The sequence below is a fragment of the Pseudoxanthobacter soli DSM 19599 genome (assembly GCF_900148505.1).
Taxonomy (GTDB): domain Bacteria; phylum Pseudomonadota; class Alphaproteobacteria; order Rhizobiales; family Segnochrobactraceae; genus Pseudoxanthobacter; species Pseudoxanthobacter soli.
Genome location: NZ_FRXO01000007.1, coordinates 1 through 23,142, shown reverse-complemented (window position 1 = coordinate 23,142; position 23,142 = coordinate 1). Strand labels below are relative to the sequence as shown.

The 23,142-nt window shown below is 65.3% G+C and carries 13 protein-coding genes; 6 read left to right on the top strand and 7 right to left on the bottom strand.

The window, feature by feature from the left end:
- Positions 1–288 precede the first annotated feature (288 nt).
- The 5 genes from BUF17_RS16460 (at position 289) to BUF17_RS16440 (ending at position 6,570) form a co-directional block, all read left to right on the top strand.
- Entirely contained in the window at positions 289–1,113 is an 825-nt protein-coding gene (locus tag BUF17_RS16460) for an IclR family transcriptional regulator (RefSeq protein ID WP_073630717.1), read from the top strand.
- Positions 1,110–2,075: an aldose 1-epimerase gene (locus tag BUF17_RS16455; RefSeq protein ID WP_175563722.1), complete on the top strand. Its 966-nt coding sequence runs from the start codon at positions 1,110–1,112 to the stop codon at positions 2,073–2,075. The genes BUF17_RS16460 and BUF17_RS16455 overlap by 4 nt, the downstream gene beginning before the upstream one ends.
- Before the next feature lie 86 nt (positions 2,076–2,161).
- Positions 2,162–3,172 carry a helix-turn-helix domain-containing protein gene (locus BUF17_RS22205; RefSeq protein WP_244530924.1) on the top strand — a complete coding sequence of 337 codons (1,011 nt, stop codon included), beginning with the start codon at positions 2,162–2,164 and terminating at the stop codon, positions 3,170–3,172.
- 223 nt (positions 3,173–3,395) lie between these two features.
- Positions 3,396–5,501, top strand: a complete 2,106-nt coding sequence (locus tag BUF17_RS16445) for a putative bifunctional diguanylate cyclase/phosphodiesterase (protein ID WP_084564801.1) — start codon at positions 3,396–3,398, stop codon at positions 5,499–5,501.
- Positions 5,502–5,793: 292 nt separating this feature from the next.
- Positions 5,794–6,570, top strand: a complete 777-nt coding sequence (locus BUF17_RS16440) for an SDR family NAD(P)-dependent oxidoreductase (protein WP_073630712.1) — start codon at positions 5,794–5,796, stop codon at positions 6,568–6,570.
- A 40-nt stretch (positions 6,571–6,610) separates the two neighbouring features.
- Here the strand turns inward: BUF17_RS16440 and BUF17_RS16435 are convergent, their stop codons facing one another.
- On the bottom strand, positions 6,611–11,692 hold the full coding sequence (locus tag BUF17_RS16435; RefSeq protein WP_084564799.1) for a trifunctional serine/threonine-protein kinase/ATP-binding protein/sensor histidine kinase: 5,082 nt from the start codon (positions 11,690–11,692) through the stop codon (positions 6,611–6,613).
- Positions 11,693–11,997: 305 nt separating this feature from the next.
- Here BUF17_RS16435 and BUF17_RS16425 point away from each other — a divergent pair, with 305 nt between their 5' ends.
- Positions 11,998–12,888 carry an AraC family transcriptional regulator gene (locus BUF17_RS16425; RefSeq protein ID WP_073630710.1) on the top strand — a complete coding sequence of 297 codons (891 nt, stop codon included), beginning with the start codon at positions 11,998–12,000 and terminating at the stop codon, positions 12,886–12,888.
- 177 nt (positions 12,889–13,065) lie between these two features.
- On the opposite strand, the gene BUF17_RS16420 is transcribed toward BUF17_RS16425, so the two are convergent.
- From BUF17_RS16420 to BUF17_RS16390, 6 genes are all read right to left on the bottom strand, one after another.
- Complete coding sequence (locus tag BUF17_RS16420; protein ID WP_139282565.1) at positions 13,066–13,908, bottom strand: alpha/beta fold hydrolase; 843 nt, start codon at positions 13,906–13,908, stop codon at positions 13,066–13,068.
- Between the two features lie 556 nt (positions 13,909–14,464).
- Complete coding sequence (gene cydB, locus BUF17_RS16415; protein WP_073630706.1) at positions 14,465–15,448, bottom strand: cytochrome d ubiquinol oxidase subunit II; 984 nt, start codon at positions 15,446–15,448, stop codon at positions 14,465–14,467.
- A gap of 2 nt (positions 15,449–15,450) precedes the next feature.
- On the bottom strand, positions 15,451–16,863 hold the full coding sequence (locus tag BUF17_RS16410) for a cytochrome ubiquinol oxidase subunit I (RefSeq protein WP_073630704.1): 1,413 nt from the start codon (positions 16,861–16,863) through the stop codon (positions 15,451–15,453).
- Between the two features lie 65 nt (positions 16,864–16,928).
- Complete coding sequence (gene poxB, locus BUF17_RS16405) at positions 16,929–18,665, bottom strand: ubiquinone-dependent pyruvate dehydrogenase (RefSeq protein ID WP_073630702.1); 1,737 nt, start codon at positions 18,663–18,665, stop codon at positions 16,929–16,931.
- Positions 18,666–18,888: 223 nt separating this feature from the next.
- Positions 18,889–19,209, bottom strand: coding sequence for a hypothetical protein (locus BUF17_RS16400; protein ID WP_073630700.1), 321 nt, complete (start codon positions 19,207–19,209; stop codon positions 18,889–18,891).
- A gap of 417 nt (positions 19,210–19,626) precedes the next feature.
- Positions 19,627–23,064, bottom strand: coding sequence for an autotransporter domain-containing protein (locus tag BUF17_RS16390; RefSeq protein ID WP_210215459.1), 3,438 nt, complete (start codon positions 23,062–23,064; stop codon positions 19,627–19,629).
- Between the last annotated feature and the right edge of the window lie 78 nt (positions 23,065–23,142).

The following is a 23,142-nucleotide window of genomic DNA, read 5'->3' as shown; positions in this document are numbered from 1 at the left end:
TGTTTTGCTATACAAAACTGTGTTCTGTTATGCTGAGAGAGTAGCGACGATCCGCTGCGGAAGTCAACATGCCCGCCGGGCCCCGCGCCGCTGGCTCCGGCGCCTGAAAATGTGGGAAAATCCCCGCCGCGCCTGGGCTCGGGCGACAGGCAAGGCGGGAGCGGACCGATAGTCGGCATCGGAAAAAGTTCTGTATTAAGAAATGCTATTCTGTAATGCTTCACGAAAATCGCCCCGACCGGTGACACCGGGAGGGGTGGGGCCTGCCGCGTGGAGGGACGGGAACGGATGACGGACGAACGCTACAGGGTGCAGAGCCTCGGCCGCGCGTTCGACCTGATCGACCGGATCGCGGAGGCCGGTCCGGAGGGGGCCCGGCTCACCGATCTCGCCCGCGACATCGGCCTGTCCAAGCCCGCCGCCTACGCCATCCTCGCGACGCTGCGGGCACGCGGGCTCGTGGTGGATTTCGGCGAGGGCATGACGCGGCGCTACCGGCTCGGGCTGTCGTTCGTCCGCCTCGGCGACCGCGCGGTCGCCAATACCGGGCTCGGCGACGTCGCGATGCCGGTCCTGCGCGAACTCACCCAGGAGGTCGGTCTTACTTCCCGCGTTGCCATGCTGGACGACGGTTTTGCCGTGGTGATCGGCCGCGTCGACGGTCCGGGCGCCATCCGCTTCGCCGCCGCCCTCGGCCGCCGCGAGGCGCCGCACTGCTCGGGCGTCGGCAAGCTGCTGCTCGCCGCGATGCCCCGGCCCGAGGCCCTCGCGATCCTCGACCGGGTCGGCCACGAGCGCCGCACCCCCAGCACCCTCGACACCCTCGAAGCGCTCGCCACCGATTTCGACCGCATCGCCGAACGGCACTATGCGCTCGACGACGAGGAAGACGTCGAGGGCATCATCTGCGTGGCGGCCGGGGTGTTCGGCCACGGCGGGAAGGCGGTCGGGGCGATCAGCGTCACCACCCTCAAGCAGTTCCTTCCGACCGAATCGGTACCATCTGTGGTTGAGCCGCTGCTGCGCCATGCCGACCGGATCTCGGAGGCCCTCGGCGGCCCGCCCGCTGCGCGGGCATGGGCCGCCCTCAAGCGTGCAGGAAGCGGCGAATGAGCGCTCATGAGGCCCGGCAAAGCGATCATCGGCACGCCACCGATGCGACAAGCGAGCGGCCGGAACGCGACGGCGAAGCGGTCGCCCTCGCGGCCGGTCCGTGGCGCCTCGACCTCCTGCCCGGCCTCGGCGGCCGCATCGCATCGCTGCGCTGGCGTCATCCGGACAGCGGCTGGATCGACCTGCTGGCGCCGATGAAAAGCCGCGACGATCACGGCGAGGACGCCGGCTGCTTCCCGCTGACGCCGTTCTCCAACCGGCTGCGCCATGGCCGCTTCACCTTCGCCGGCCGCTCCGTCTCCATGCCGCTCAACACGCCCGGCCCCCACGTCGAGCACGGCCACGGCTGGCAACGCCCTTGGCGCGTCGCCGCAACCGGGCCGGAATCCGTCACGCTCGTCTACGAGCACGCACCGGACGCATGGCCCTATCCCTATGTCGCACAACAGGAATTCTCGCTCCACCCCGACCGGCTCGACATCTCCCTGACGATCGCGAACCGCGGCACCGAGCCGATGCCCGTCGGCTTCGGCCTGCATCCCTACTTCCCCGCGACACCCCTCGCGACACTGGAGGCCGCACCCTCGTGGGGCTGGGAGGTGGACGCGGAGGTAATGCCCGTCCGCCGCGTCGCCGCCGGCGATCTCTGGGGGCCGTCGTCGCGCATGGCCGTCGCCTCCCGCGTGCTCGACAACGCCTTCGGCGGCTGGAACGGAACCGCCGAGATCCGCTGGCCGGAACGCGCCGCCGGGCTGCGCATGACCGCGGACGCTCCGCTCCGCCACCTCGTGGTCTACACCCCGCCGGGCGCCGACCATTTCTGCGCCGAGCCGGTCAGCAACTGCACGGACGCCTTCAACCTGGATCTCGGCCCCGAGAAGACCGGCCTCATCGTGCTCGCGCCCTCGGCGCAGTGCTCCGCTACCGTCTCGTTCTTTCCCTTTGTGCTTTCAAGTCCATAGCGGGGACCGGAAACGTATCTCAGGATGGATTCCCGGCAGATATCGCGCCATTATAGGTTTCGGATACACAATCTTGGGGTCTCGACGTGTCCGAGCCTGGCTTCTCGTTACCTGCGCTGGCATTCGGCGAGAAATCAAAGATCGTCACGAATTCGCTCACGAGCATGCAGGAACAGGTCGCGCGCTCGATGGGCTGGAATGCCGAATACGATGCCGTTGGCGACAAGTCGGCGTTCTCGACACAGCAATCTTCGGCGCTGGTGCGTGGAATGAGGCTGACGACGATTTCGCACACGCCCGTGCGGACGCGCGTCTCGGCTTCCGGTCTTTCGTTCTACATGCCGTTCGGCGGCGGACCCATCCAGTCCAACGTGAATGGAAAGGATGTTCTTTGCGAAGTCGGCAAGCACGGACTGTTCGCGCCGGAAGGTGACCGCATTGGCGTCGGTCAATATCGATCGACGCTCATGGTGAGCCTTGAGGCCGAGCGCCTTCGCCACGTCGCCCGTTCCATGACCGGCCGCAGCGACGCGCAGCTCGACCTCGACGTACCGGCAGTGCTGTCGCTGAAGGTCGGCGGAATCGATGTCGACCAGATCATACGCGCCGCCTGCCGGACGCTGGATGCCTGCGGGGAAAATCCGGGCGCGGCCGAGGCTCTGGCCATCGACGACGTGTTCTATCGCGCGATCTGCGTCTTGCTCATCCCGGACAGTCTTTCTGCCCCGAATGACCGTGGCAGATCGAACGGTGCAGGCAATGACAGGCAACTGGAAGAGGTCTGCCAATATATCCAGGCGAACCTGACCGGACGCATCACCATGACGGATCTGGAAAGCATCAGCGGCCTCTCGGCACGAAGCCTGCAATATGCGTTCCGGCGGCGCTTCGACTGCTCTCCCGTGACCTGGATCCGCAATGCGCGCCTGGATGCGATCCGGAAGCGCCTGATGGAAGCTTCGGATCAGGAGAGCATCACTGGCGTCGCTGTCGCCTTCTCATTCTCCAACCCCGGTCACTTCTCGAAATATTATTTCGAGCGCTATGGCGAGTATCCGTCGCAAACGCTGGCGGCGCGCCGGTCGCGGAGGCGGTAAGGCGACCCGGCATTTCCTCCGCTGGACGGCGAGGCAGCCCGCCCATGCGCGAAAAAGTGAAGAATCGAAGGGAACGTTCCAGGCCCAACGACGTTGAAAGTCGTTATGGCTCGAGTTGAGCCATCAGAAATCTGTTCTGGGGAGCCCACCGAAATTGCATCCGACATATCCCGTGCCGGCGAGCGAAGAAGCCCGGCTTCGGGCCCTCGCAGAATATCGTCTCATGGATACGCCGCCGGACGAGAACTTCGATCGTCTTACACGGCTCGCTGCGCGGATGTTCGGTGTTCCAACGGTTCTCGTCTCTCTCGTCGGAAGTGATCGGCAGTTTTTCAAGTCTCGCACCGGTTTCGACGAGAGCGGGACGAGCCGCGAGGTCTCGTTCTGCGCCCATGCGATCATGCAGGCCGACATCATGGTCGTCCACGATGCGACGAAGGACGACCGGTTTTCGGCCAATCCACTGGTTCTCGGGCCGCCCTCGATCCGCTTTTATGCCGGCAAGCCGCTGATCGCACCCAACGGCGAAAACATCGGCACCATCTGCCTGATCGACAGCAAGCCACGGGATGCGTTCACGGATCAGGATCGCGCGCACTTGTCCGATCTGGCGGCCCTTGTCCTCGACCAGATGGAGATTTTCCGGCTCCATCATGTCAGTGCGGCCAACCAGGCCCGGTTCGAGTGCATCGCTTCAACCTCGCCCGACGCCATCATCTGCCTGACCGGCACGGGCGAGATAACATTCTGGAATGCGGCTGCGGAAAAGCTGTTCGGCTATGCCGCGAATGAAGTCGTCGGCCAACCAGGCGAACGGATCGCGCCGCACAGTTGGAGGCGCATCTTCGAAGCGGAAGTAGCCCGGCTTCTCGGCGACGAGGACAGCAAGGCCGCCGGCCACGCGTTCGAATTGCAGGGGCTGCGCAAGGACGGCAGCGAATTCCCGGCCGAGTTCTCGTTTTCGGCGTGGCGGGATGGAGCCGCCATCAGCTTCGGTGTGATCGTGCGCGACATCACGGAGCGCCGCCAGAGTCAGGAGCGGCTTTTCCACATCGCCTCTCTGGACCCGCTGACCGAATTGCCCAACCGCAATGCCTGGCACGACTGTGTCGAGCGGACGTTGGGTGCGGGCGCCGCGGGAACGGTGCTGCTGATCGACCTCGACGGCTTCAAGGAGGTCAACGACACCTACGGCCATTCCATGGGTGACGCTGTGCTGAGGGATGTCGCCGCACGGCTGCAGGCTTCGTGCGGACCGTTGGCGATGGTGGCCCGGCTCGGCGGCGACGAGTTCGTCGCGCTGATGTCGGGGAACGGGGAGGCGGAAGCGAATGCCGCCGCCGCGAAGCTGCTCGCAGCGATAGCGGGCCACCATGAGATCGCCGGCCAGCCCATCGAGATCGGCGCGAGCATCGGCATCGCATTTGCTCCGCAGCACGGATCCCTGTCGGAGGATCTGCTCGGCGCCGCTGATCTCGCCCTCTACCGCGCGAAGGCCGCCGGAAAAGGTCGGCACGAGATTTTCGCCCCCGCCCTCCGCGACGCGATGTTCGCGCGCCGGGCCTTGCAGAAGGAACTCCGCAAGGCGTTCGAGAACGGCGAGTTCGAGCTGTTCTACCAGCCGCAGGTTTCGACCGTCGACGGCAGTGTCACCGGTGCCGAAGCGCTGATGCGCTGGAATCACCCGGAGCGGGGTCTGCTGTCTCCGGCGGCCTTCATCGAGGTGCTCAGCCGCAAGCCATCCGCCGCCGCGGTCGGGGAGTGGACGTTGCGCACCGCCTGCCGGCAGGCGGCGGAATGGCGCGCGAGGATTCCCGGCTTCCGGATGGGCATCAACCTGTTCGACGCGCAGTTTCGATCAAGACGGCTCCTGACCTGCATCGCAGAGGAGTTCGAACGCAACGCCTTGCCGGCCGATGCGGTCGAACTCGAGATCGTGGAGAATATCCTGCTCCACAACGATGCCGCCACGCTGGCGCTTCTGCACGATCTCAGGGGCCTCGGGGTGGGTCTGGCGTTCGACGATTACGGCACCGGCTTCGCCTCTCTCAGCCTTCTCAAGAAGTATCCGATTTCGCGCCTGAAGATCGACCGCTCCTTCGTACGCGACGTGGATACCAATCCGGAAGACGCGGCCGTGGTGAAGGCGGTCATCTATCTCGGGCGGCATTTCGGGATGGATGTCATCGCGGAGGGCGTCGAGACCGCCGCCCAGCTCGCCTTTCTCAAGGCGAACGAGTGCCCGGAAGCGCAGGGCTATTTCTTCGGAAAGCCCATGCCCGCCCGCGACTTCGAAGAAAGGTTCATCTCGCCTCCCGTCATCGCCTGAGCAAGGCCGGCGCTGCTCGCAGCAGGGCTCCAGCGGTGGCGCAGTCGAGCGGGTCGGGCCGTTTCGGCGTGCATTCTCGGAAATGCTGCCGATCGCTCCGGCGTATCTATGGTTCGGAACGAGGCAAGGCGCGTTTCAAGCACGGGTCCGATGCGGTGGCTTCGACCGGGCGAGAAGCTTGTCATGCCGCCGCTGAATGTCAGGCCTGCGGCATGGCGCTCCTAGGTCGGACCTCCACCGCGCGTGCCGTCACTGCATCCCTCCGTTCACGCAACGACGTTAGGAGTTCGCCATGAAGATCGATCTGTCCGGCAAGAGCGCGCTCGTCACCGGCTCGACCGGGGGCATTGGCTTCGCCATCGCACGAGGCCTTCAGGAGGCAGGTGCCGTCGTCGTCATCAATGGCCGGACCGAGGCCAAGGTCGATGCGGCGCTGGCGCAACTCGGCGGGCCGGCACGCGGTCACGCGATCGATCTCGGCACACCCGAGGGGGCGAAGGAACTGGTGGCGCGGGAGCCGTCGTTCGATATCGTCGTGAACAATCTCGGGATCTTTCAGCCGCTGGACTTTTTCGATGCCGACGATGCAGTGTGGGAAAGCCACTGGCAGGTGAACGTGATGACGGGCGTGCGGCTCGCACGCGCCTATCTGCCGGACATGGCGACGCGGGGCTGGGGGCGGATGCTGTTCCTGGCCTCCGAATCCGCCTTCAACATCCCTGTCGAGATGATCCACTACGGCGTCAGCAAGACGGCGGACGTGTCGCTGGCGCGCGGGCTTGCCAAGCGCATGGCCGGCACCGGCGTGACCGTGAACTCGATCCTTCCCGGCCCCACGCTTTCGGAGGGTGTGGCGGAGATGCTGAAGTCCGAGACGGCGGCGGGCAAGTCGCTGGAGGAAGCCGGGGCCGCGTTCGTCAGAGAGCACAGGCCGTCGTCGCTGCTCAGACGCCCGGCGACGGTCGACGAGGTCGCGAACATGGCGGTCTATCTCGCGTCGCCGCTGGCGTCCGCGACGACGGGGGCGGCGCTGAGGGTCGACGGCGGCACCATCGACTTCATCACCTGAGAGCTGGCGAACCGGCGTGCCCCGACTTCGCGCGCCGATCTCATGCCCGGGCGATCGGAAGCCGAACGACGAACATGCTGCCCTCTCCTTCGACGGAGCGGGCTTCCAGCGTGCCACCGTGAAGCTCGATGATCGAGCGGCAGATCGCAAGGCCGACGCCCATGCCGCTCTTCTTGGTGGTGAAGAACGGCTGGAAGATGCGTGACACGACCTGTTGCGACATGCCGCAGCCGGCATCTTCGATGGCGACTTCGACTTCGTCGCGAAGAACGGACGACGTGATGCGGAGACGACGCAGCGACGGCTCCACGTTGCTCATGGATTGTATCGCGTTTCTGATTATATTGAAGAAGACTTGCTGAATCTGGATGTTGTCCGCCATGATCCTGTTGCGGCCGGCGCCGAACTCGACCGTGAGGTCGACGTGGCCGGCGCTCAAATCCGGGGCGGCGATCTTCAGCACGTCGTCCACGATATCTTCGATCAGCACCGGGCTCAGCGTCGACGGGCTCAGCTTCACGAGCGAACGCAAGGCCGTGATGATGTCGGCCGCCCGCCGTCCGGCCTGGCGTATGTTCTGAAGGCTGCTGGCCACTTCAGCGAGGTCGGGCTCGGCCCTGTTGAGCCAGCGCAGGCCGGCATCCGCATGGGCGACGAGGGTCGCGAGCGGCTGATTGATCTCGTGGGCGATCGATGTCGCGAAACCGCCCATCGCCGTCATCTGGTTTGCGCGCGCCAGCTCGCTCCGCGCTTCGCGCAGCTGGAATTCCGCCTGTGCGCGGCGCATGTGCTCGTCCATCAGATCGCCGTAGAGGCGGGCGGCATCCAGAGATATCGCTGCCTGGGGAGCAATCACCTCGATCATCGCCATCCGGCGGGATGTAAAGACATCCGCACTCAGATCATTCTCCAGATAGAGAATGCCGATCAGCTCGCCCCGCTTGATCAGCGGGATACAGGCAAGCGAGCGGACATGGCGCCCGCCCATGGACAGCCCCCGCTGCGCGGCCTCGACGGCGGCATCTGCCAGCGTGACGGACCGGGCGGTCCGCAGGACCGTCTTGAGCACCGAGGCGGGCATGAGATCCTCGGGCGCGGCCGCGGGCTGAAGCTCGATGTCGATTGCCCTGGACCTGACGCGCGCCGTCGCCTCGATGACCGGACGGCCTTCGCGCTGGAGAAGAAGCAGGCCGAACTGCGCTCCGGCGTGAACGAGCATGGTCTTCATCAGGGTGCGAACGACCTGCTCCAGCCCGACCTCTTCGGACAGGGTCTGGGAGGCCGCCGCCATGGCCGTCAGGTCGAGCTCGCTCTGCAATCCGCCGGACGCCGTCGCCGAAACGTCCAGGCGGGCGGACGCCGTCAAGCGCTCACCGAGGCGGACCGCCTTGCCCTCGGCGCCCCATTGCCGGTAGCAGAGGACCGCGCTCCGCAGGCAGCCCTGGGCGGCAGCGCCGAGGTTCGCCTCGAGATAGACGTCGGCCGCCAGTTCCTGGGCGAGCGCCTGATCGTGGATGAAGCCGGCCGTCACGGCCGCATCGGCGGCGCGCTCGTAAAGCGCCATGGCATCGACGCGCTGCCCCGCGAGACGGGCCGCTTCCGCCTCCAGCAGAAGATGCTTCGGGGAGAACGTCCCGGGATTGAGCGCGGCCCATGCCCTGAAGCGCTCGCGCGCCAGCGCCATCAGGTCGATGCGCGCCGCCGGCTGGCGTTCGGATCCGGGCAGGCGCGCATGGGCGAGGGCAAGGAAGAAGGTGTTGTTTGCCGTGTCGACGTGCGCCGGCGCGGCCCACGCCATGGCCTGCGCTTCCTCCAGATGATGCAGCCCGACCGGGATGTCGCCCAACAGGAAGGATTGCAGACCTGCATAGTGGTGGACCCAGAAGCGGGTGGCGACCGACGATGAATTCAGCTCTCCGACATCGATCCGGATCGCATTCTTGCCGGAGACGAGCGCATCGACGAATCCGGTCTGGGCATCGAGGATGAGCCCTATATCGCCGTATCCGACATCGCGGGTCATGGCGATGCTGTCGGTCAGCTCCGCCCGGATCAGGTCGAGCCGATCGCCGATCAGCAGCATGTCCGATGCGATGTGGTTGCGGGCATAGCAGGCCATGCCGAGATCGCCCGCCGTCTGGCCGACCAGAGCACCGTCGCGGGCGTAGCCGAGCGCCGTTCGCATCGGGCGGGTCCATGCGCTCACCTGATCGAGCGCGATCAGTGCGGCCGTCCGCTGCGCTTCGTAGCCGTCGCGCGTCGCCAGTTCGCACGCCGCCGTCGCATAGGCCGCCCCCGTCTCGTACGCCCCGAAATGATGGGCGCTGAGGACCCCGAACCAGGCCAGCCCATAGGCCGATTCCGGGGCCGAGCCGTAAGTCAGCGTCAGCTCGATGATCTTGATCACATGGAGGAACCGCAGATCGCTCCTGACGAAGAAGGACGAGATCAGCGTGGACAGAAGCGCCAGGGCGGAGCGGGCCCGCCGGTCGGTCATGTCGGGAAGCGAGAACAGGTCGGCGATGCTGAATGCGTCGAGCTTCTGCTGGCAGCGTCGGTAGATCACCTCGAGCGCATCCGGGTCGCCCGTGTCGTCAAGTTCGAGATCGAGCGCCCGCAGCCCCGTGCGCGCCGCGTCGATAGCGGCAGCATAGGCCCCCTTCAGCGTCAGCGCGATCGCCTTGAGACGGCAGATATCGGCGATATCCACCGCATCGCGGCCAAGCTGCGACAGTTCCTCCACCGCCGCGAGGGCCTCGTCCACACGGGCAAGTGCGAGCAGGCAGTCGCAGAACAGCCACTCGGCCTCGAATTCCAGAGAGGCGAGATCGCCGGGAATAGCACCGGCCGCGATGCGGCGGATGAGTTCGATGACATGCAGCGCCCGCAGGGCCTCGCCTGCAGCCCGGTTCTTCCGCGCGGCCACGAGCAGGATCCGGGCGAAGCGCGGCCGCTCTTCGGCCGACAGCGCGTCGAGATCGGCACGTTCGATCTGGGAGGCGATCTCGAAGGCGAGGTCGGGGTGGGGCGAGGGGTGCGATGCTGCGAGCCGCCGGGCATTGCCCAGATGCTCGCGCATACGCTGTGCCGGAGACATCGTCGCATAGGCCGCTTCCAGCACCCGGTCGTGGGCGATCTGGAAATCCGGTCCGGATTGCCGGAGGAGACCGGTGGCGAGGAGCGAATTCGCGGCCCGGACCGTCTCTTCGACGGTGACGAAGGAGAGTTCCGCAGCAAAGGCGGCGGGGCAGCGGCCTCCCATGCTCGCGCACCGCTGCAGGAAGCTGCGCTGCAGCGGCGGCAATGCGGCGATGCGGTCGAGCATCAGATCCGCGGTCTCATGCGGCCGCCGATGCTTGTCGTCGGCCCAGACCCAGCGCTGCCTCTCGGCGTCGAATTGCAGCGATTCCTCTTCGAGGAATCGCTGCAGCAGTTGACCGATATAGAACGGATTTCCGCCCGTTTGACGGTGCACCACCGCCGAAACGGCACGCACATCATCGGGCATGCTCTTCAGCATGAATGCCACGAGCGCATTCGTCTCGCGCTCGACGAACGGCTGAAGGACCAGCTCACGCGCGAAGGCGTCCGCGCCCCGCGCGATATCGAGAACGTCCCTGACCGCCTTTCGGTTGTGGCTGTCGGCCCTGTGGCTCGCGATGAGGAAGACGTTCGGCGGCGTTTCACTGCACAGCTGCCGGACGACGTTGAGGCTGCCCTGATCGAACCACTGGAGGTCGTCGAGGAACAGGACGAGCGGGGCTTCGGCCGAGGCGAGTGCGCCGAACGTCTCGGCAATGATCCGCGCCACCCGAGTCTGGGCGAGGTGTGCCGGCACATCGGCGAGCAAGTGGGTTTCCGCCGGCAGCATCGCGATGTCCGGGACGAGGTCCGCCAGCACGCGTCCGCAGCCGACCACGGCGCCCAGCCGTGCCCGGGCGGCCGCCAGCAGCCGCTCCTCCCCGCCGAGCAACCGGGAAAGCGCCACGCGCAGCGCCTGCGCTATCGGAGCGAACGGCGTGCCCTGGCGGATCTGCACGCCCTTGCCGGAGGCGCAGACGGCGCTTGTGCTGTCCAGGTCCGCAAGGAACGCATCGACGAGCGTGGATTTTCCGGTACCCGGCTCACCGGTGACGAGCACGATCCGCCGAACCGACGACCGGCGGAATCCGGCGTGGAGATCGGCCAGCAGCGTCAGCTCGCGGTGGCGGCCGAAGAGATCGCGGGAGAGGCGCGCGGGCTCGGCGAACTCTCCGCAGGCCAGTTCGAACGGCTCCGCCTTTCCCGTGGCGTCGAGGGATCTGGTCACCCGGCGAAAATCCGCATGAAGGGCCCTGGCGGTCTGGTAGCGCTGGCCGGGGTCCTTGCTGATCAGCTTGAGCAGGATGCGGTCGAGCACGGCGGGAACATCCGGCCGCGCCAGCAGGGCGGACGGAGCCTCCACGGCCACATGAGCATGAAGCCAGCCTGGAAGCGTATCGGCCGTCAGCGGCGGCACCCCGACCAGACATTCATAGAGCAGCACGCCCAGCGCATAGAGATCCGTCCGGGCATCGGCCGGGGAAGGTTCCGCACGGACGAGCTCCGGGGCGGCATAGGCGAGGTCGGCCTCGGGAATGCGGCGGTCGGCGAACACGCCGGCATCGGTCGGCGTGGTGCAGGCAAACCCCGTGAAGCGGATGCGTCCGTCTTCGCCCAGCAGCAGCCGGGTAGGGGCAAGGCGGCCGTGAACGATCCCGGCCGCGTGCATCTGCATCAACGCATCCGCGGCCGCGGTCGCAAGGTCGAGAAAGGCACGGATCTCCATCGCCGGCTGCGGGAGATCGGCGAGGGTCTGCGCCGATCGAACGGGATAGACGAGGGCGAGGCGATCGTTCTCTGCAATGAAGGCCGGCACCTCGGCAAGCTCGTCGCCGAGCGCCAGGGCGAGGCTCGCCTCGAACTGCAGCCGGCTTGCGGCGGGCGTGTTCCAGTCGGCGAGCCTGAGCTGCCACTGCCGATCCTGCGCGTCGACGACGAGGCGGTTATCGACGTTCGAGGCTGTCGTCTGATGCAGGACCCTCAATGTCGACCACCACGACGACTCTTTCCTCCCGAGGCGGGCGGCGAGGTCATTCGTCATGATGTAAGATGATTTCCGGGCGGAAGCGGCGCCCTGATCCGAGACGTCATGCACCTGACTTCTGGAGTTCAAGGTCGCCTCCCATTCCGACCCGAGAGACGCCCGATGCCGGGAGAGCGGGGGCGGTCTGTCAGGCGGGAGGCAACGTAGTCGTGCCTGACCGCCCCGTCTTTGCCGGGATTGGCATTGTGTTTGCCGGGATTAGCATCTTGATTGCCGGGAGCGGGACTTGATCGGGGATCTCCCGCGGCTCAGAATTGTGTGCACCCAGACGATAGGGTGCGCTGAACAGCGAGGAGCCGGACATGGCAGGCGTGCACGAGTTCGGCCGCAGGAAGTTTCCGAGAGGCGATGTGCTCCTGAGTTCCGCACGACGGAACTGGACGGGCATCGCCGCCGAGATCCGAAACCATCCGGCCGGCGAGATACCTCCGCCGGTCCCCCGGCAGATGGAGGTTACGCTTGCCTTGCTCGGATCGGAGAGCGGCCGCGTGGAACGGCGCGGCAATGGCGAACTTCAGAATACCGCCGCGCGACCGGGCACGCTCTGGTTTTGTCCGATCGGCGTCGTCGAGGAATCGATCCGGATAACCGATGATCTGGAGAACATCCTGCATATCTACATCGGACAGGATGTCTTTGACGATATTTCCGCTTCTTTATCGAGACCGGTTTCCTCACAGAACATTGCCTACAAAGCTGGTATAGACGACGATTTCATAAGACAGGTCGGGTACAGGATCGTAGCTGAACTGCAGGAGGAGACGTCGGTCGGCCACTTCCTGGTCGACAGCCTGGCGCAGACGATGGCGGCCCACCTGGTTGCAAAGTATGCGACCGATGCGACGGAAGAACGTCCCGGCGCCTTAATCGAGCACGCGAAGCTGAGGCGCGTAATAGACTATATCAACGACAACATAGAATCCGATATATCGCTCTCCGAGCTGTCCGATATCGCCTGCCTCAGCCGTCACCATTTTTCCCGCGCCTTCCGAACCGCGCTTGGCGTGCCTCCGCACCGGTTCATCAGCACGCTTCGATTGCAGCGCGCTCAGGAACTGTTGACGCATACGAAGCTGAGTCTCGCCGACATCGCTTATTCCTGTCGGTTCTCGTCGCAGTCGACCTTCACGAGAGCCTTCCAGAGACAAGTCGGACTATCGCCGGGTGAATACAGACGGCGATCGGGCGGCTAGAGCATATCCCGTTCAGATCGAACCGATCTGAACGACAAGGATATGCTCAAGATTTTGAATTTGGAGCGATTTCTTGTCGATCTGATGATTCTATCAGATCGGAAAGCGCTCTGGAACGCTTTCCCATCGGACGAGGCGGATCACGAGACCTCCGTGATCCGCCGTCGCGCAGCCGGCTCAGGCCTTCACGAAGGCGAGAAGGTCCGGATTGATGACTTCGGCGTGGGTGGTCAACATGCCGTGCGGGAAGCCCGGATAGATCTTCAGGGTGCTGTTGCGGATCAGCTTGGCCTGGAGAAGGGCCGCGTCCTTGTAGGGGACGACCTGGTCGTCGTCGCCCTGCAGCACGAGCGTGGGCACCGTGATCGCCTTGAGATCATCCGTCTGATCGGTCTCGGAAAAGGCCTTGATGCCCTGATACTGGGCAATGGCGCCGCCCATCATGCCCTGCCGCCACCAGTTCAGGATGACGCCCTGCGAGACCTTGGCGCCCGGCCGGTTGAAGCCGTAGAAGGGACCGGAGGCGACGTCCAGGTAGAACTGGGAGCGGTTGGCGGCGAGCGCCTCGCGGAAGCCGTCGAACACGGAGAGCGGCGTTCCCTCCGGATTGCTCGCGGTCTTGAGCATCAGCGGCGGAACCGACGAGACGAGAACGGCTTTCGCGACGCGACCCTGGGGCTGGCCGTAGCGCGCCACATAGCGCGCGACTTCGCCGCCGCCCGTGGAATGGCCGATGTGGACGACATTGCGCAGATCGAGATGCTCGACGACCGCGGAGGCGTCGGCTGCGTAGCGGTCCATCGTGTTGCCGGTATCGACCTGCGTCGAACGTCCGTGGCCGCGGCGGTCATGAGCGACGACACGGTAGCCATTGGCCAGGAAGAACAGAAGCTGGGTATCCCAGTCGTCGGCCGAAAGCGGCCAGCCGTGATGGAAATGGATCGGCTGGGCATCCTTCGGCCCCCAGTCCTTGAAGTAGATTTCCGTCCCGTCGGCCGTCTTCACGAAGCCGCTGCTCATGCGGGGCTTTCCGCTCATGCCCGTTGCAACCGACTTGATCTGCGAGCTGGCGGCACTGGCGGTCGCCGGCAGAATTGCCGTCGCGGCGACGCCGGCAACGACGCCGAAGATTCCGCGACGCGACATCTGAAACCGTGCAGGGTGGCTTTCAGCTTGCCGAACGCCAGAATTCAGGACGCCGTTTTCTCGTCCGAAGACGCTGGGGAACATGCTCATGGCTGTGAACTCCTTGCCGCCATTTCTTACGAGGCCGAATCTAGACGCTGATCTGGTGCGAAAGAATTGTATGGAGGGATCGCCGGGCTATACGTGAGTTTAGACTGTCTTTGTGAAGGCAGTCCCCGGCGGCACGCCTCCCGGCCGGGCGTCCGCGGCCGGGCCGGTCCGGGAACCGGGCGCCCCACGGGAACAGCCAGAACCGCAGGCGCGACTGATATCCGCCTGCGGCTCGACCCGTCGGTGCCGTGTCCGCTCGTCCCGCCCGGGGCGAGAACGCGCCGGCGCGGGGGGCCTCTCGCGCCGTCAGGAAGGTCGCGGGCGGACCCGTCCTTGGAGCTCAGTGATAGCCTTCGTCGAGCGTCTTTCCGCGAAACACGAAGTAGACGACCAGCGTGTAGCCGACCGTCAGGGGCAGGACGAACAGCCCCGCGCCCCAGAACAGGAATTCCAGCGAGGCTTGCGGCGACGCGGCGTCCCAGATCGTCAGCGAGAACGGCAGCATGTAGGGCAGGAAAGACCCGGCAAGTGCCGCGAATGCAGAGGCGAAGATCGTCATCGCCCCGAGGAACAGGAACCGGTCGCTTCGGCGGCGGACCGCCTGCACCAGGCCTGCGAACGCAAGGAAGCCGATCAGGGGGCAGAGCAGCAGCAGGGGGCGTTCGAGCCAGCGGTGGAGGACGGGAAGCTGGATCACCGCCGACCAGACGAACACGATGACGAGGAAGGCCAGAAGGGCCCCCATCAATCCCGGCAGCACCCGGAACGCGAATGCCCGGGGCGAGCCTTCGGTCTTGCCGGCGATCCAGCAGGCGCCGATCATCGCGTATCCGATGCAAAGGCCCAACCCGCAGAGCAGCGAGAACGGGCTGGCCCAGCCCATCGGACCGCCGGTGAAGATGCCGTTCTCGACCGGCAGGCCCTGCACGATGGCACCCACCGCCGCGCCCTGCACGAAAGCCGCGATATAGGATCCCGCCACAAAGCCGGCGTCCCAGATCGGGCGGCTGTAGGTCGCCTTGTAGCGGAACTCGAACGCAACGCCCCTCAGGATCAGGCCGGCAAGCATCAGGAAAAGCGGCAGGTAGAACGCCGACAGCACGATCGAGAAAACGGTGGGAAAGGCGCCGAACAGGGTCGCGGCCGAGACCACGAGCCAGGTCTCGTTGCCATCCCACACGGGAGAGATGGAGGCGAGCATGCGGCGCCGCTCGCTTTCGCCCGGGGCGAAGGGAAACAGCATGCCGACGCCGAGATCGAAGCCGTCGAGCAGGATATAGAGCAGGACGGAAAGCCCGAGAACGAACGTCCAGAACTCGACCATGATCAATCTCCGGTGCTGATGGCGCCTGCCACGCCCGGGCTGCCGCCCGGCAGGGACATGGGACGCTTGGGATTGGTGCCGTAGAGGGAAATCTCCGCTGCGGGGATCGGGCCGGCACGCAGCAACCGGTAGATGTAGAGCACGCCGAACCCGAAGATCAGCGCATAGACCGACGCGATCAGCACGAAGGTGGTCGCGACCTCCTGGGAGGTCAGGAAAGGCGTCACCGCATCCGCGGTTCGGAGCTGGCCGTAGACGACCCACGGCTGCCGCCCGACCTCGGCCGTAAACCAGCCCATCAGCGTCGCGACGAAGCCGAGCGGAAACGACAGGGACGTCGCGGTCAGAAAGAGGCGGGCGCGCAGGAGACGGTCGCTGAAGCTGAGCCACGATCCGAACCAGGCAATCGCCAGCATCAGCAGTCCGCAACCCACCATGATGCGGAACGAGAAGAAGGGAATGACGACCGGCGGACGATCCTCAACGGGGAAACTCTTGATGCCGAGTTCCTTCGACGTCAGATCCATCGAGCCGATGACGCTGCCGAGATAGGGCACCGCCACTTCGAAGCGGTTGCGTTCGTTCTTCGGATCGGGCCATGCGACGAGGATTTCGCTCGCGGGCTGCTGGTCGTTCCACCGGCCCTCGATGGCGGCGAACTTGGCCGGCTGGCGATCATGAACGAAGTCGCCGACGAGGTGCCCGAACACGAGCTGGACGGGGACCAGAATGGCGGCGAGCCGCAGGCCCATCGCCACCATCGTGCGCCCCTCCTGCACGGCCTTGCCGCGCAGCACGTACCAGGCGCCGGTTGCCGCGACGCAGAACGCGGAGGTGACATAGGCCGCCAGGATCATGTGCGGGAAGCGGGTCCACACGGCCTCGTTGAAGATGATCGCCGTCCAGTCGGTCGGAGCGAAGACACCGTCCGGCCGCAGGCTGAAGCCGGTCGGGTATTGCATCCAGCTGTTGTTGACCATGATCCAGAAGGCCGAGAGGCTCGTGCCGAGCGAGACCATCAGACACGCCAGCATGTAGGCCCAGGAGGGGAGGCGTTCGCGGCCGAACATCAGCACGCCGAAGAAGGCGGCCTCGAGGGCAAAGGCCGTGAAGCTCTCATATCCGAGCAGCGGTCCCTGGATCGGGCCGGTCCGGCGCGCAAGCTCGCTCCAGTTGGTTCCGAACTGGAACGCCATGACGATGCCGGACACCACGCCGAGCCCGAAGGCGACGGCGAAGATCTTCAGCCAGAACTCCGACAGCCGCCGATAGATGCGCTCGCCGGTGATCAGGCTGCACGCTTCAAGGAAGGTCAGCCACGCGGCGAGGCCGATGGTGAAAGCCGGAAAGATGATGTGGAAGGAAATGGTGAAGGCGAACTGTATCCGCGACAGCAACAGCGGCGTGATGTCCATGGAAGCGCTCCGCTTTCTGGGGAACCGTCGGACGAACCGAGAGCGGGTGGGAGGACCGGAGCGCCTCAGCGGCGCCCGAGGTTGGTGCTCGCCAGATCGATGACCTCGGTGCCATGCCCGCTCAGGACGGCGCGCAGCATCCACAGGCCGAAGCCCTTCGCCTGTTCGGCACCAATCGTCGGCGGCATCGAGAGTTCCTGGGTTGCCGTGACGACATCGAGGACCGCCGGGCCATCGTGGGTGAGGACCCGGTCCAGGCCGGCCGGCAGGTCGCCTGGGTCCTCGACCCTGACGCCGAGGATTCCCATCGCCCGGGCCATCGCGGCGAAATCGGGGTTCTGAAGGTCGGTTCCGAGTTCCACGAAGCCGGCGGCCTTCATCTCCAGCGCCACGAAGCCGAGAACGCCGTTGTTGAAGATGACCGTCTTCACCGGGAGCTTTTCCTGCGTCAGCGTGATCAGATCACCCATCAGCATGGAGAAGCCGCCGTCGCCGGACAGCGAGACGACCTGGCGCCCGGGCTGCGCCGCCTGAATGCCGATCGCCTGGGGCAGGGCGTTCGCCATCGACCCGTGCACCAGCGACCCGACGAGGCGGCGCCTGCCGTTCATCTCCAGATAGCGCGCCGCCCAGATGGTCGGCGTGCCGACATCGAACGTGAACGCGGCATCGATGGCCGCGCGCTCGCTGATCAGCCGGGCGAGATATTGCGGGTGGATCGGCTTGGCGCCGGGCGTGCCCTGGGCAAGGGCATCGAGCCCCTTTCTGGCGTGGTGATAGCGGGTGATGCTGTCGTCGAGATGAAGGCGGTCGGACTTGACCGCGAGGCGCGGGAGCAGGGCGCGGATGGTCGCTCCAACGTCCCCGACGATACCGAGATCGAGCTTGCAGCGCCGCCCGAGATTGGCCGGCCGGATATCGACCTGCACGATCTTGGCGCCGGTGGGCAGGAACTGCTTGTAGGGAAAATCCGTGCCCAGCATCAGCAGGACGTCGCAGGCGTGCATGGCCTCGTAGCCCGACGAGAAGCCGATGAAGCCGGTCATTCCGACATCGTAGGGATTGTCGTACTCGACATGCTCCTTGCCGCCGAGGGCATGGACGATGGGGCTCTTGAGGGCTTCGGCGAGTTCCATCAGCGGCGCATGGGCGCCGGCGCACCCCCTGCCGCAGAACAACGTGACACGCTCGGCGTCGTTGAGCATGGCGGCGAGCGCATCGAGATCGCCCTCCGCCGGAACCGAGACGGGCGCTGGCGGCAGCAGGCCGCGGGGCGGGGAAATTCCGCGGTCCGGCGCCGCCTTGAGCGCAACATCGCCCGGCACGACCACCACCGCCACGCCACGCTGGCCGACGGCGGCCCGGATGGCGTTCTCCAGCACGAACGGCATCTGGTGGGGATCGGAGACAAGCTCGCAATAGACGCTGCATTCCTGGAACAGGGTCTGCGGGTGGGTTTCCTGGAAATAGCCGCCACCGATCTCGGCGGAGGGGATCTGCGCCGCTATGGCGAGCACCGGCGTCCGGCTCCGCTGCGCGTCGAACAGGCCGTTGATGAGGTGCAGGTTTCCCGGACCGCACGAGCCGGCGCAGACCGCGAGATTGCCGGTGATCTGCGCTTCGCCGGCGGCTGCGAACGCGGCGACTTCTTCATGCCTGACATGAACCCACCGGAGCTTTCCGGTCTTGCGCAGAGCTTCCGTCAGGCCGTTGAGACTGTCTCCGACAACGCCATAGATGCGTTCGACGCCGGCCTGATCGAGCGTGTCGACGATGAGTTCTGCGACGTTCCGTGAGGACATGGCTGTCTCCTTCTAGTGCTCTGCGAGGCGATGAAGCTCCCGAAAGCCTAGGTGGAGACACGCGAGCGCGCAGTCAGACTTGACGGTCGGCCAGTCATACGTTCGGATGACGGCATAACCGGAAATCAAAGCTGCGATCAGGTGGATGCTGTGGGCGGGGCTGTGCGGGGCGCGGCTCCCGCCCAAATCCGCTGCACCTCGGGGCGCGCGGGTTGCCGCCCAGTCACCGGATGGCAACGCGGGCGTAGGCGCCGGTGATCGAGATCGAAGGCTTTGCTCCGGGCGTGTTCGGCAGGGAACTGTCGAGCATGGCGGCCACCGCGTCGATGCCGTAGCTGACCCGCGTTCCGGCGGCGAAGCTCAATGAGGCGTCGAGGGCGACGGTCGAGAACTCACCCGGCAGCCTGACCTTGGAGGCCGCCTGCTCGTCGGAGACATCCAGGCGCTGGACAGGCCGAACATCGTCGCCGGCGATGGCATACGGCATGGCGCACCGCGGAACGGCGACAAGGGCGAGGGCGAGGGCCGGCAATCTGGTCTTCATAAGGCGGCTCCCGTCAATGCGCTCACCGCAGAATGATGGCGGGGACGGCCCGGATCGGGCGACCTCGATCGCGATCCAGGTCGATCCGCATCGCTATCGAGGGCAAGCTGCGACCCGGGCTCAAGCCGCATCCTGGCCTGAGCAGGGTGGATGCCGAGCTCTCTGTCAGAGCATCGACGAGGTCCGCCTTCCACGTGCTGCGAAGAACCTTCCCGCTCTTCCCGGCGGCGCTCCCCGGCCTCTGGATCGCGTACGGTGACGGTCACCGACGCCGTCTCCATGCCGAGGAGCTGAAGGCTGACGACGTCGTCGACGTCGACACTCCGTGATTTGGGATCCCTACTTGAATCTGATCAGGCAGAAAGCGCTCTAAACCAGTGCAAGAAGGGTCTCAGTTTCATTACGATAACATACTCCTTAGAATCTAACATTTATGGAAGCTTTGATGGAATTATCGACTACGCCAGAAGCAAACTGTCCATTGTAGGTGAGAGTAGCGGAAACTGCATCGTTGAAGCGATAGTCGAACCCTGCGGAAACGATGATGGTGTCCTTCGCGATGGGAACGCCCTCGACGGTGAAGGGTGTCCCGCCGCTTGCGAACGCGAGGTTCGCGCCGGTGGAATGGTTGCCGAAGGCGTGCTGCCAGCCGAGCGCGGCGTAGGGCACAAGGACGGCTCCGCTGGCGAGTTCGTAGGTCGACGAGACTCTCGCGCCGAAGGTTGAGTAGAGGGTGCTCTGGGATTGACCAGCGCCGGTGAGGGCGGCGGCCGAGCCCGTCTCGGTCATATGTTGCGTGTCCAGTTTGACGAACGCGAGGTTCGCGAACGGCTCGAGAACGACCTGTCCAGCGAAGGTCTTGCCGAGATCGAAGCGATAGCTGGCTTCAGCGAACAACTGCGTGGTTGCCGCCTTGTAGTCGGCACTCGCTGCCCCGGCGAACCCGGGGAAGGACACGGAACGATCGACGGAGATGTCGTGCCATGTGTAGGACGCACCACCGAACAGGGAGAAGGCGTCGAAACGCGTACCGGCATAGATGCCGAGATCGTAATTGTCGACGCTGCCGGAAGAAGAGCGCCCATCGGATTTGAAGTTGGAGCGGCTGTATCCGGCGATGAGGCCGACCCGCGTGTTGTCGGCGAGCAGGCCGTCAATGCCGCTGAAGAAGCCTCCGATCGAACTCGAAACGCTGGCGGCATTACCGTCGCCCGCATTCCTGCCCCAGGCTCCGAACGCCTGGGACCAGACGGTTGCGTCGTAGCCGGGAGCGAGGGTGGCGGCATATGGGCCGAACGGCGCCTTTGACGGATCCAGACTTTGGCGCACGCGACTTCCGACGGCTTCACGCAGATAGCTCGACTGTTGCAGCAAGACCGTGTTGGCCGAGGCGTAGGCTTCGCCGGAGAGACTGTTGAATGCGGGATCAGCCTGTTCCGGGGTCAGATTGACAAGGGCATCGTAGATCGCATTGCCATCACCGAGGGATTGAGCCGCGTTGGCCACGGCGTGCGCGTTGGGGGTGGACGTCATGTCGGCGAAGTTCACCTCATTGCGCTGCAACGTGAGGTAGATGTTGTTGGAGTCGTAGGACAAGGTCGGGGTGAGATAGGCGTAGTTGGCCGTAATGGCGTCGAAGCGTCCGCTGACGCCGCCGTCGGCGGTGAGGATGGTGTAGGTGGCTTTCGACGCAGCGTAGCCGGCTTCAGCGACGACCTGGACCGTGCCACCGGAGATATTTGCCGTGCCGCCAGCGGTAATCAGATCGTGGGATCCATCCGCATAGACGTCAACCAGATAGACCGATCCGGAGGCGAAGCGGACGTTGCCGGCGACGGTGAGGGTTCCGGGTGAGTAGCCGGGAGAGGCGGTGCCGCCATTGTCGATGACGAGCGAGCCGATCGTTGCGGTCCCACTGAGGACACCGCCGCTTCCGACCACGAAGGCGGAGTTCGCGGAACTCCCGTTTTGCAGGACGAGATTGGCGTTCTCGACATTGATTTGGCCGTTATAGGCAGCGGATCCGCCATAGGTTGCGGTGCCACCCCCGGTGATGGTGAGGGAGCCGGAGCCGGACAGCGACGTCGGCAGGTCGTAGAACCCGGAGAGGTCGTAAACGAGGGCACTGTCGATCTCGATTGGGCCATATGCCCACCCAGCGGTGCCGCCGTTGCCGATCTGCAGCGTTCCCTCGGAGACGGTGGTGGTTCCGGTGTTGGAGAGGGTTCCCGTGAGAGTGAGGGTGCCGGTCCCTGTCTTGGTCATTGATCCCGACCCTGTCACGGCACCAGCAAACGTGCCGTCGCTTGTCTGATTGAAGACGAGGGACGCATTGTTGGAGATCTCACCCTGCAGGTTCGTCGTATCGCCGACCAGAGTTCCTGCAGAGATGATCGTTCCACCAGTATAGCTGTTGGCGCCGGTCATGGTGAGTATGCCTGCACCGTCCTTGGTCACCGACCCGGATCCGGTCACGATGCCAGCAAATATTCCGTTGCTCGTCTGATTGAAGACGAGGGACGCATCGTTGGTGATATTACCTTGCAGGCTTGTCGTGTCGCCGACCAAGGTTCCGGCAGAGATAGTGGTGCCGCCGGTATAGGTGTTGGCGCCGGTGAGGGTCAGCGTTCCGACCCCGCTCTTGGTCACCGAACCCGATCCGGTCACGGCACCGGCAAATGTGCCATCAGCCAACTGCACAAACTTCAGCGCGGCATCGTTGGTGATGTCGCCATGCAGGCTGTCCGTGTTGCCGACAAGGGTTCCGGCAGAGATGGTGGTGCCGCCGGTATAGGTGTTGGCACCGGTGAAGGTCAGTGTTCCGGCACCGGTCTTGGTCACCGACCCCGACCCGGAGAGGGCTCCGGCATAGGTTCCATCCTCCGTCTGGTTGAAGACGAGAGCCGCGTTGTCGGCGATGTCGCCCTTGAGGCTCATCGTGTCGCCAACCAGGGTACCGGCAGAGATGGTCGTGCCACCGGTATAGGTATTCGCACCGGTGAGAGTGAGGGTCCCGGCCCCGGTCTTGGTCACCGACCCCGTTCCGGAGATGGCGTCGGCATAGGTTCCGTCCTCCGTCTGGTTGAAGACGAGAGCCGCGTTGTCGGCGATCGAGCCATGTAGGCTCGTCGTGTTGCCGACGAGCGTCCCCTCGGAGATGGTGGTGCCGCCTGTGTAGGTGTTGGCGCCCGTGAGAGTAAGGGTGCCGGCCCCGGTCTTGACCAGGCCGCCGCTCGTGGCGCCATCGCCGATCGTTCCGGAGAGTGTGGCCGTCGCGCCGGACGAGACATTCAAGGTGTTCGTGCCCGCGACGGAGATAGCGTTGCTCAAATCAACGCTGGCAGCCGTGAAGGCGAGGCCACCGCCGTTGGCGAGGGACACAGACCCCGTGCCGACGGCGCTGCTGTTTCCGATGCCAAGCGTGCCTCCGAGGACAGACGTGCCGCCGGTATAAGTGTTCGCGCCTGTCAGCGTCTCGGAACCGGACTTGAGGACAAGGCCGCCGGAACCCGAGATGGTTCCGGAGAAGGTTCCGTTTGCAGCCGCGAAGGTCAGGGTGTTGCTGCCGAGGACCACGCTACCCTGGCCCGCGAGCGAGGTGATGGTGACGCCGGCATCGGCCGCGGCGATGTTGAAGATGCCGTTCGCATCGACCGAGGCCGAGGCTGCCACCGAGCCCTGGCCGGAGAGGGCGAGGGTCCCGCCGGCGGCGATGGTGGTGGCGCCGGTATAGGTGTTGACGCCGGACAGCGTCTCGGTCCCGGCCGCGACGGTGAGGCCACCAGATCCGGAGATGACGCCGGAGAAGAGGCCGGAGGCAGAGGACAGGGTGAGGGTCTTGCTGCCGAGGGCCACGGCGCCGGTTCCGGAGAGGGTGGTGACGGACGCTCCGGCGGTGGTGGCGGAGATATCGAAGGTCCCGTTGTCGAGGAG

What these genes read in the sequence shown, in the direction of transcription:
- poxB (WP_073630702.1), bottom strand. Translation starts at nt 18,665, where the DNA reads ATGTCCTCACGGAACGTCGCAGAACTCATCGTCGACACGCTCGATCAG.
- BUF17_RS16455 (WP_175563722.1), top strand. Translation starts at nt 1,110, where the DNA reads ATGAGCGCTCATGAGGCCCGGCAAAGCGATCATCGGCACGCCACCGAT.
- BUF17_RS16425 (WP_073630710.1), top strand. Translation starts at nt 11,998, where the DNA reads ATGGCAGGCGTGCACGAGTTCGGCCGCAGGAAGTTTCCGAGAGGCGAT.
- BUF17_RS16445 (WP_084564801.1), top strand. Translation starts at nt 3,396, where the DNA reads ATGGATACGCCGCCGGACGAGAACTTCGATCGTCTTACACGGCTCGCT.
- BUF17_RS16460 (WP_073630717.1), top strand. Translation starts at nt 289, where the DNA reads ATGACGGACGAACGCTACAGGGTGCAGAGCCTCGGCCGCGCGTTCGAC.
- BUF17_RS16410 (WP_073630704.1), bottom strand. Translation starts at nt 16,863, where the DNA reads ATGGACATCACGCCGCTGTTGCTGTCGCGGATACAGTTCGCCTTCACC.
- BUF17_RS16420 (WP_139282565.1), bottom strand. Translation starts at nt 13,908, where the DNA reads ATGAGCAGCGGCTTCGTGAAGACGGCCGACGGGACGGAAATCTACTTC.
- BUF17_RS16435 (WP_084564799.1), bottom strand. Translation starts at nt 11,692, where the DNA reads ATGACGAATGACCTCGCCGCCCGCCTCGGGAGGAAAGAGTCGTCGTGG.
- cydB (WP_073630706.1), bottom strand. Translation starts at nt 15,448, where the DNA reads ATGGTCGAGTTCTGGACGTTCGTTCTCGGGCTTTCCGTCCTGCTCTAT.
- BUF17_RS16440 (WP_073630712.1), top strand. Translation starts at nt 5,794, where the DNA reads ATGAAGATCGATCTGTCCGGCAAGAGCGCGCTCGTCACCGGCTCGACC.
- BUF17_RS16400 (WP_073630700.1), bottom strand. Translation starts at nt 19,209, where the DNA reads ATGAAGACCAGATTGCCGGCCCTCGCCCTCGCCCTTGTCGCCGTTCCG.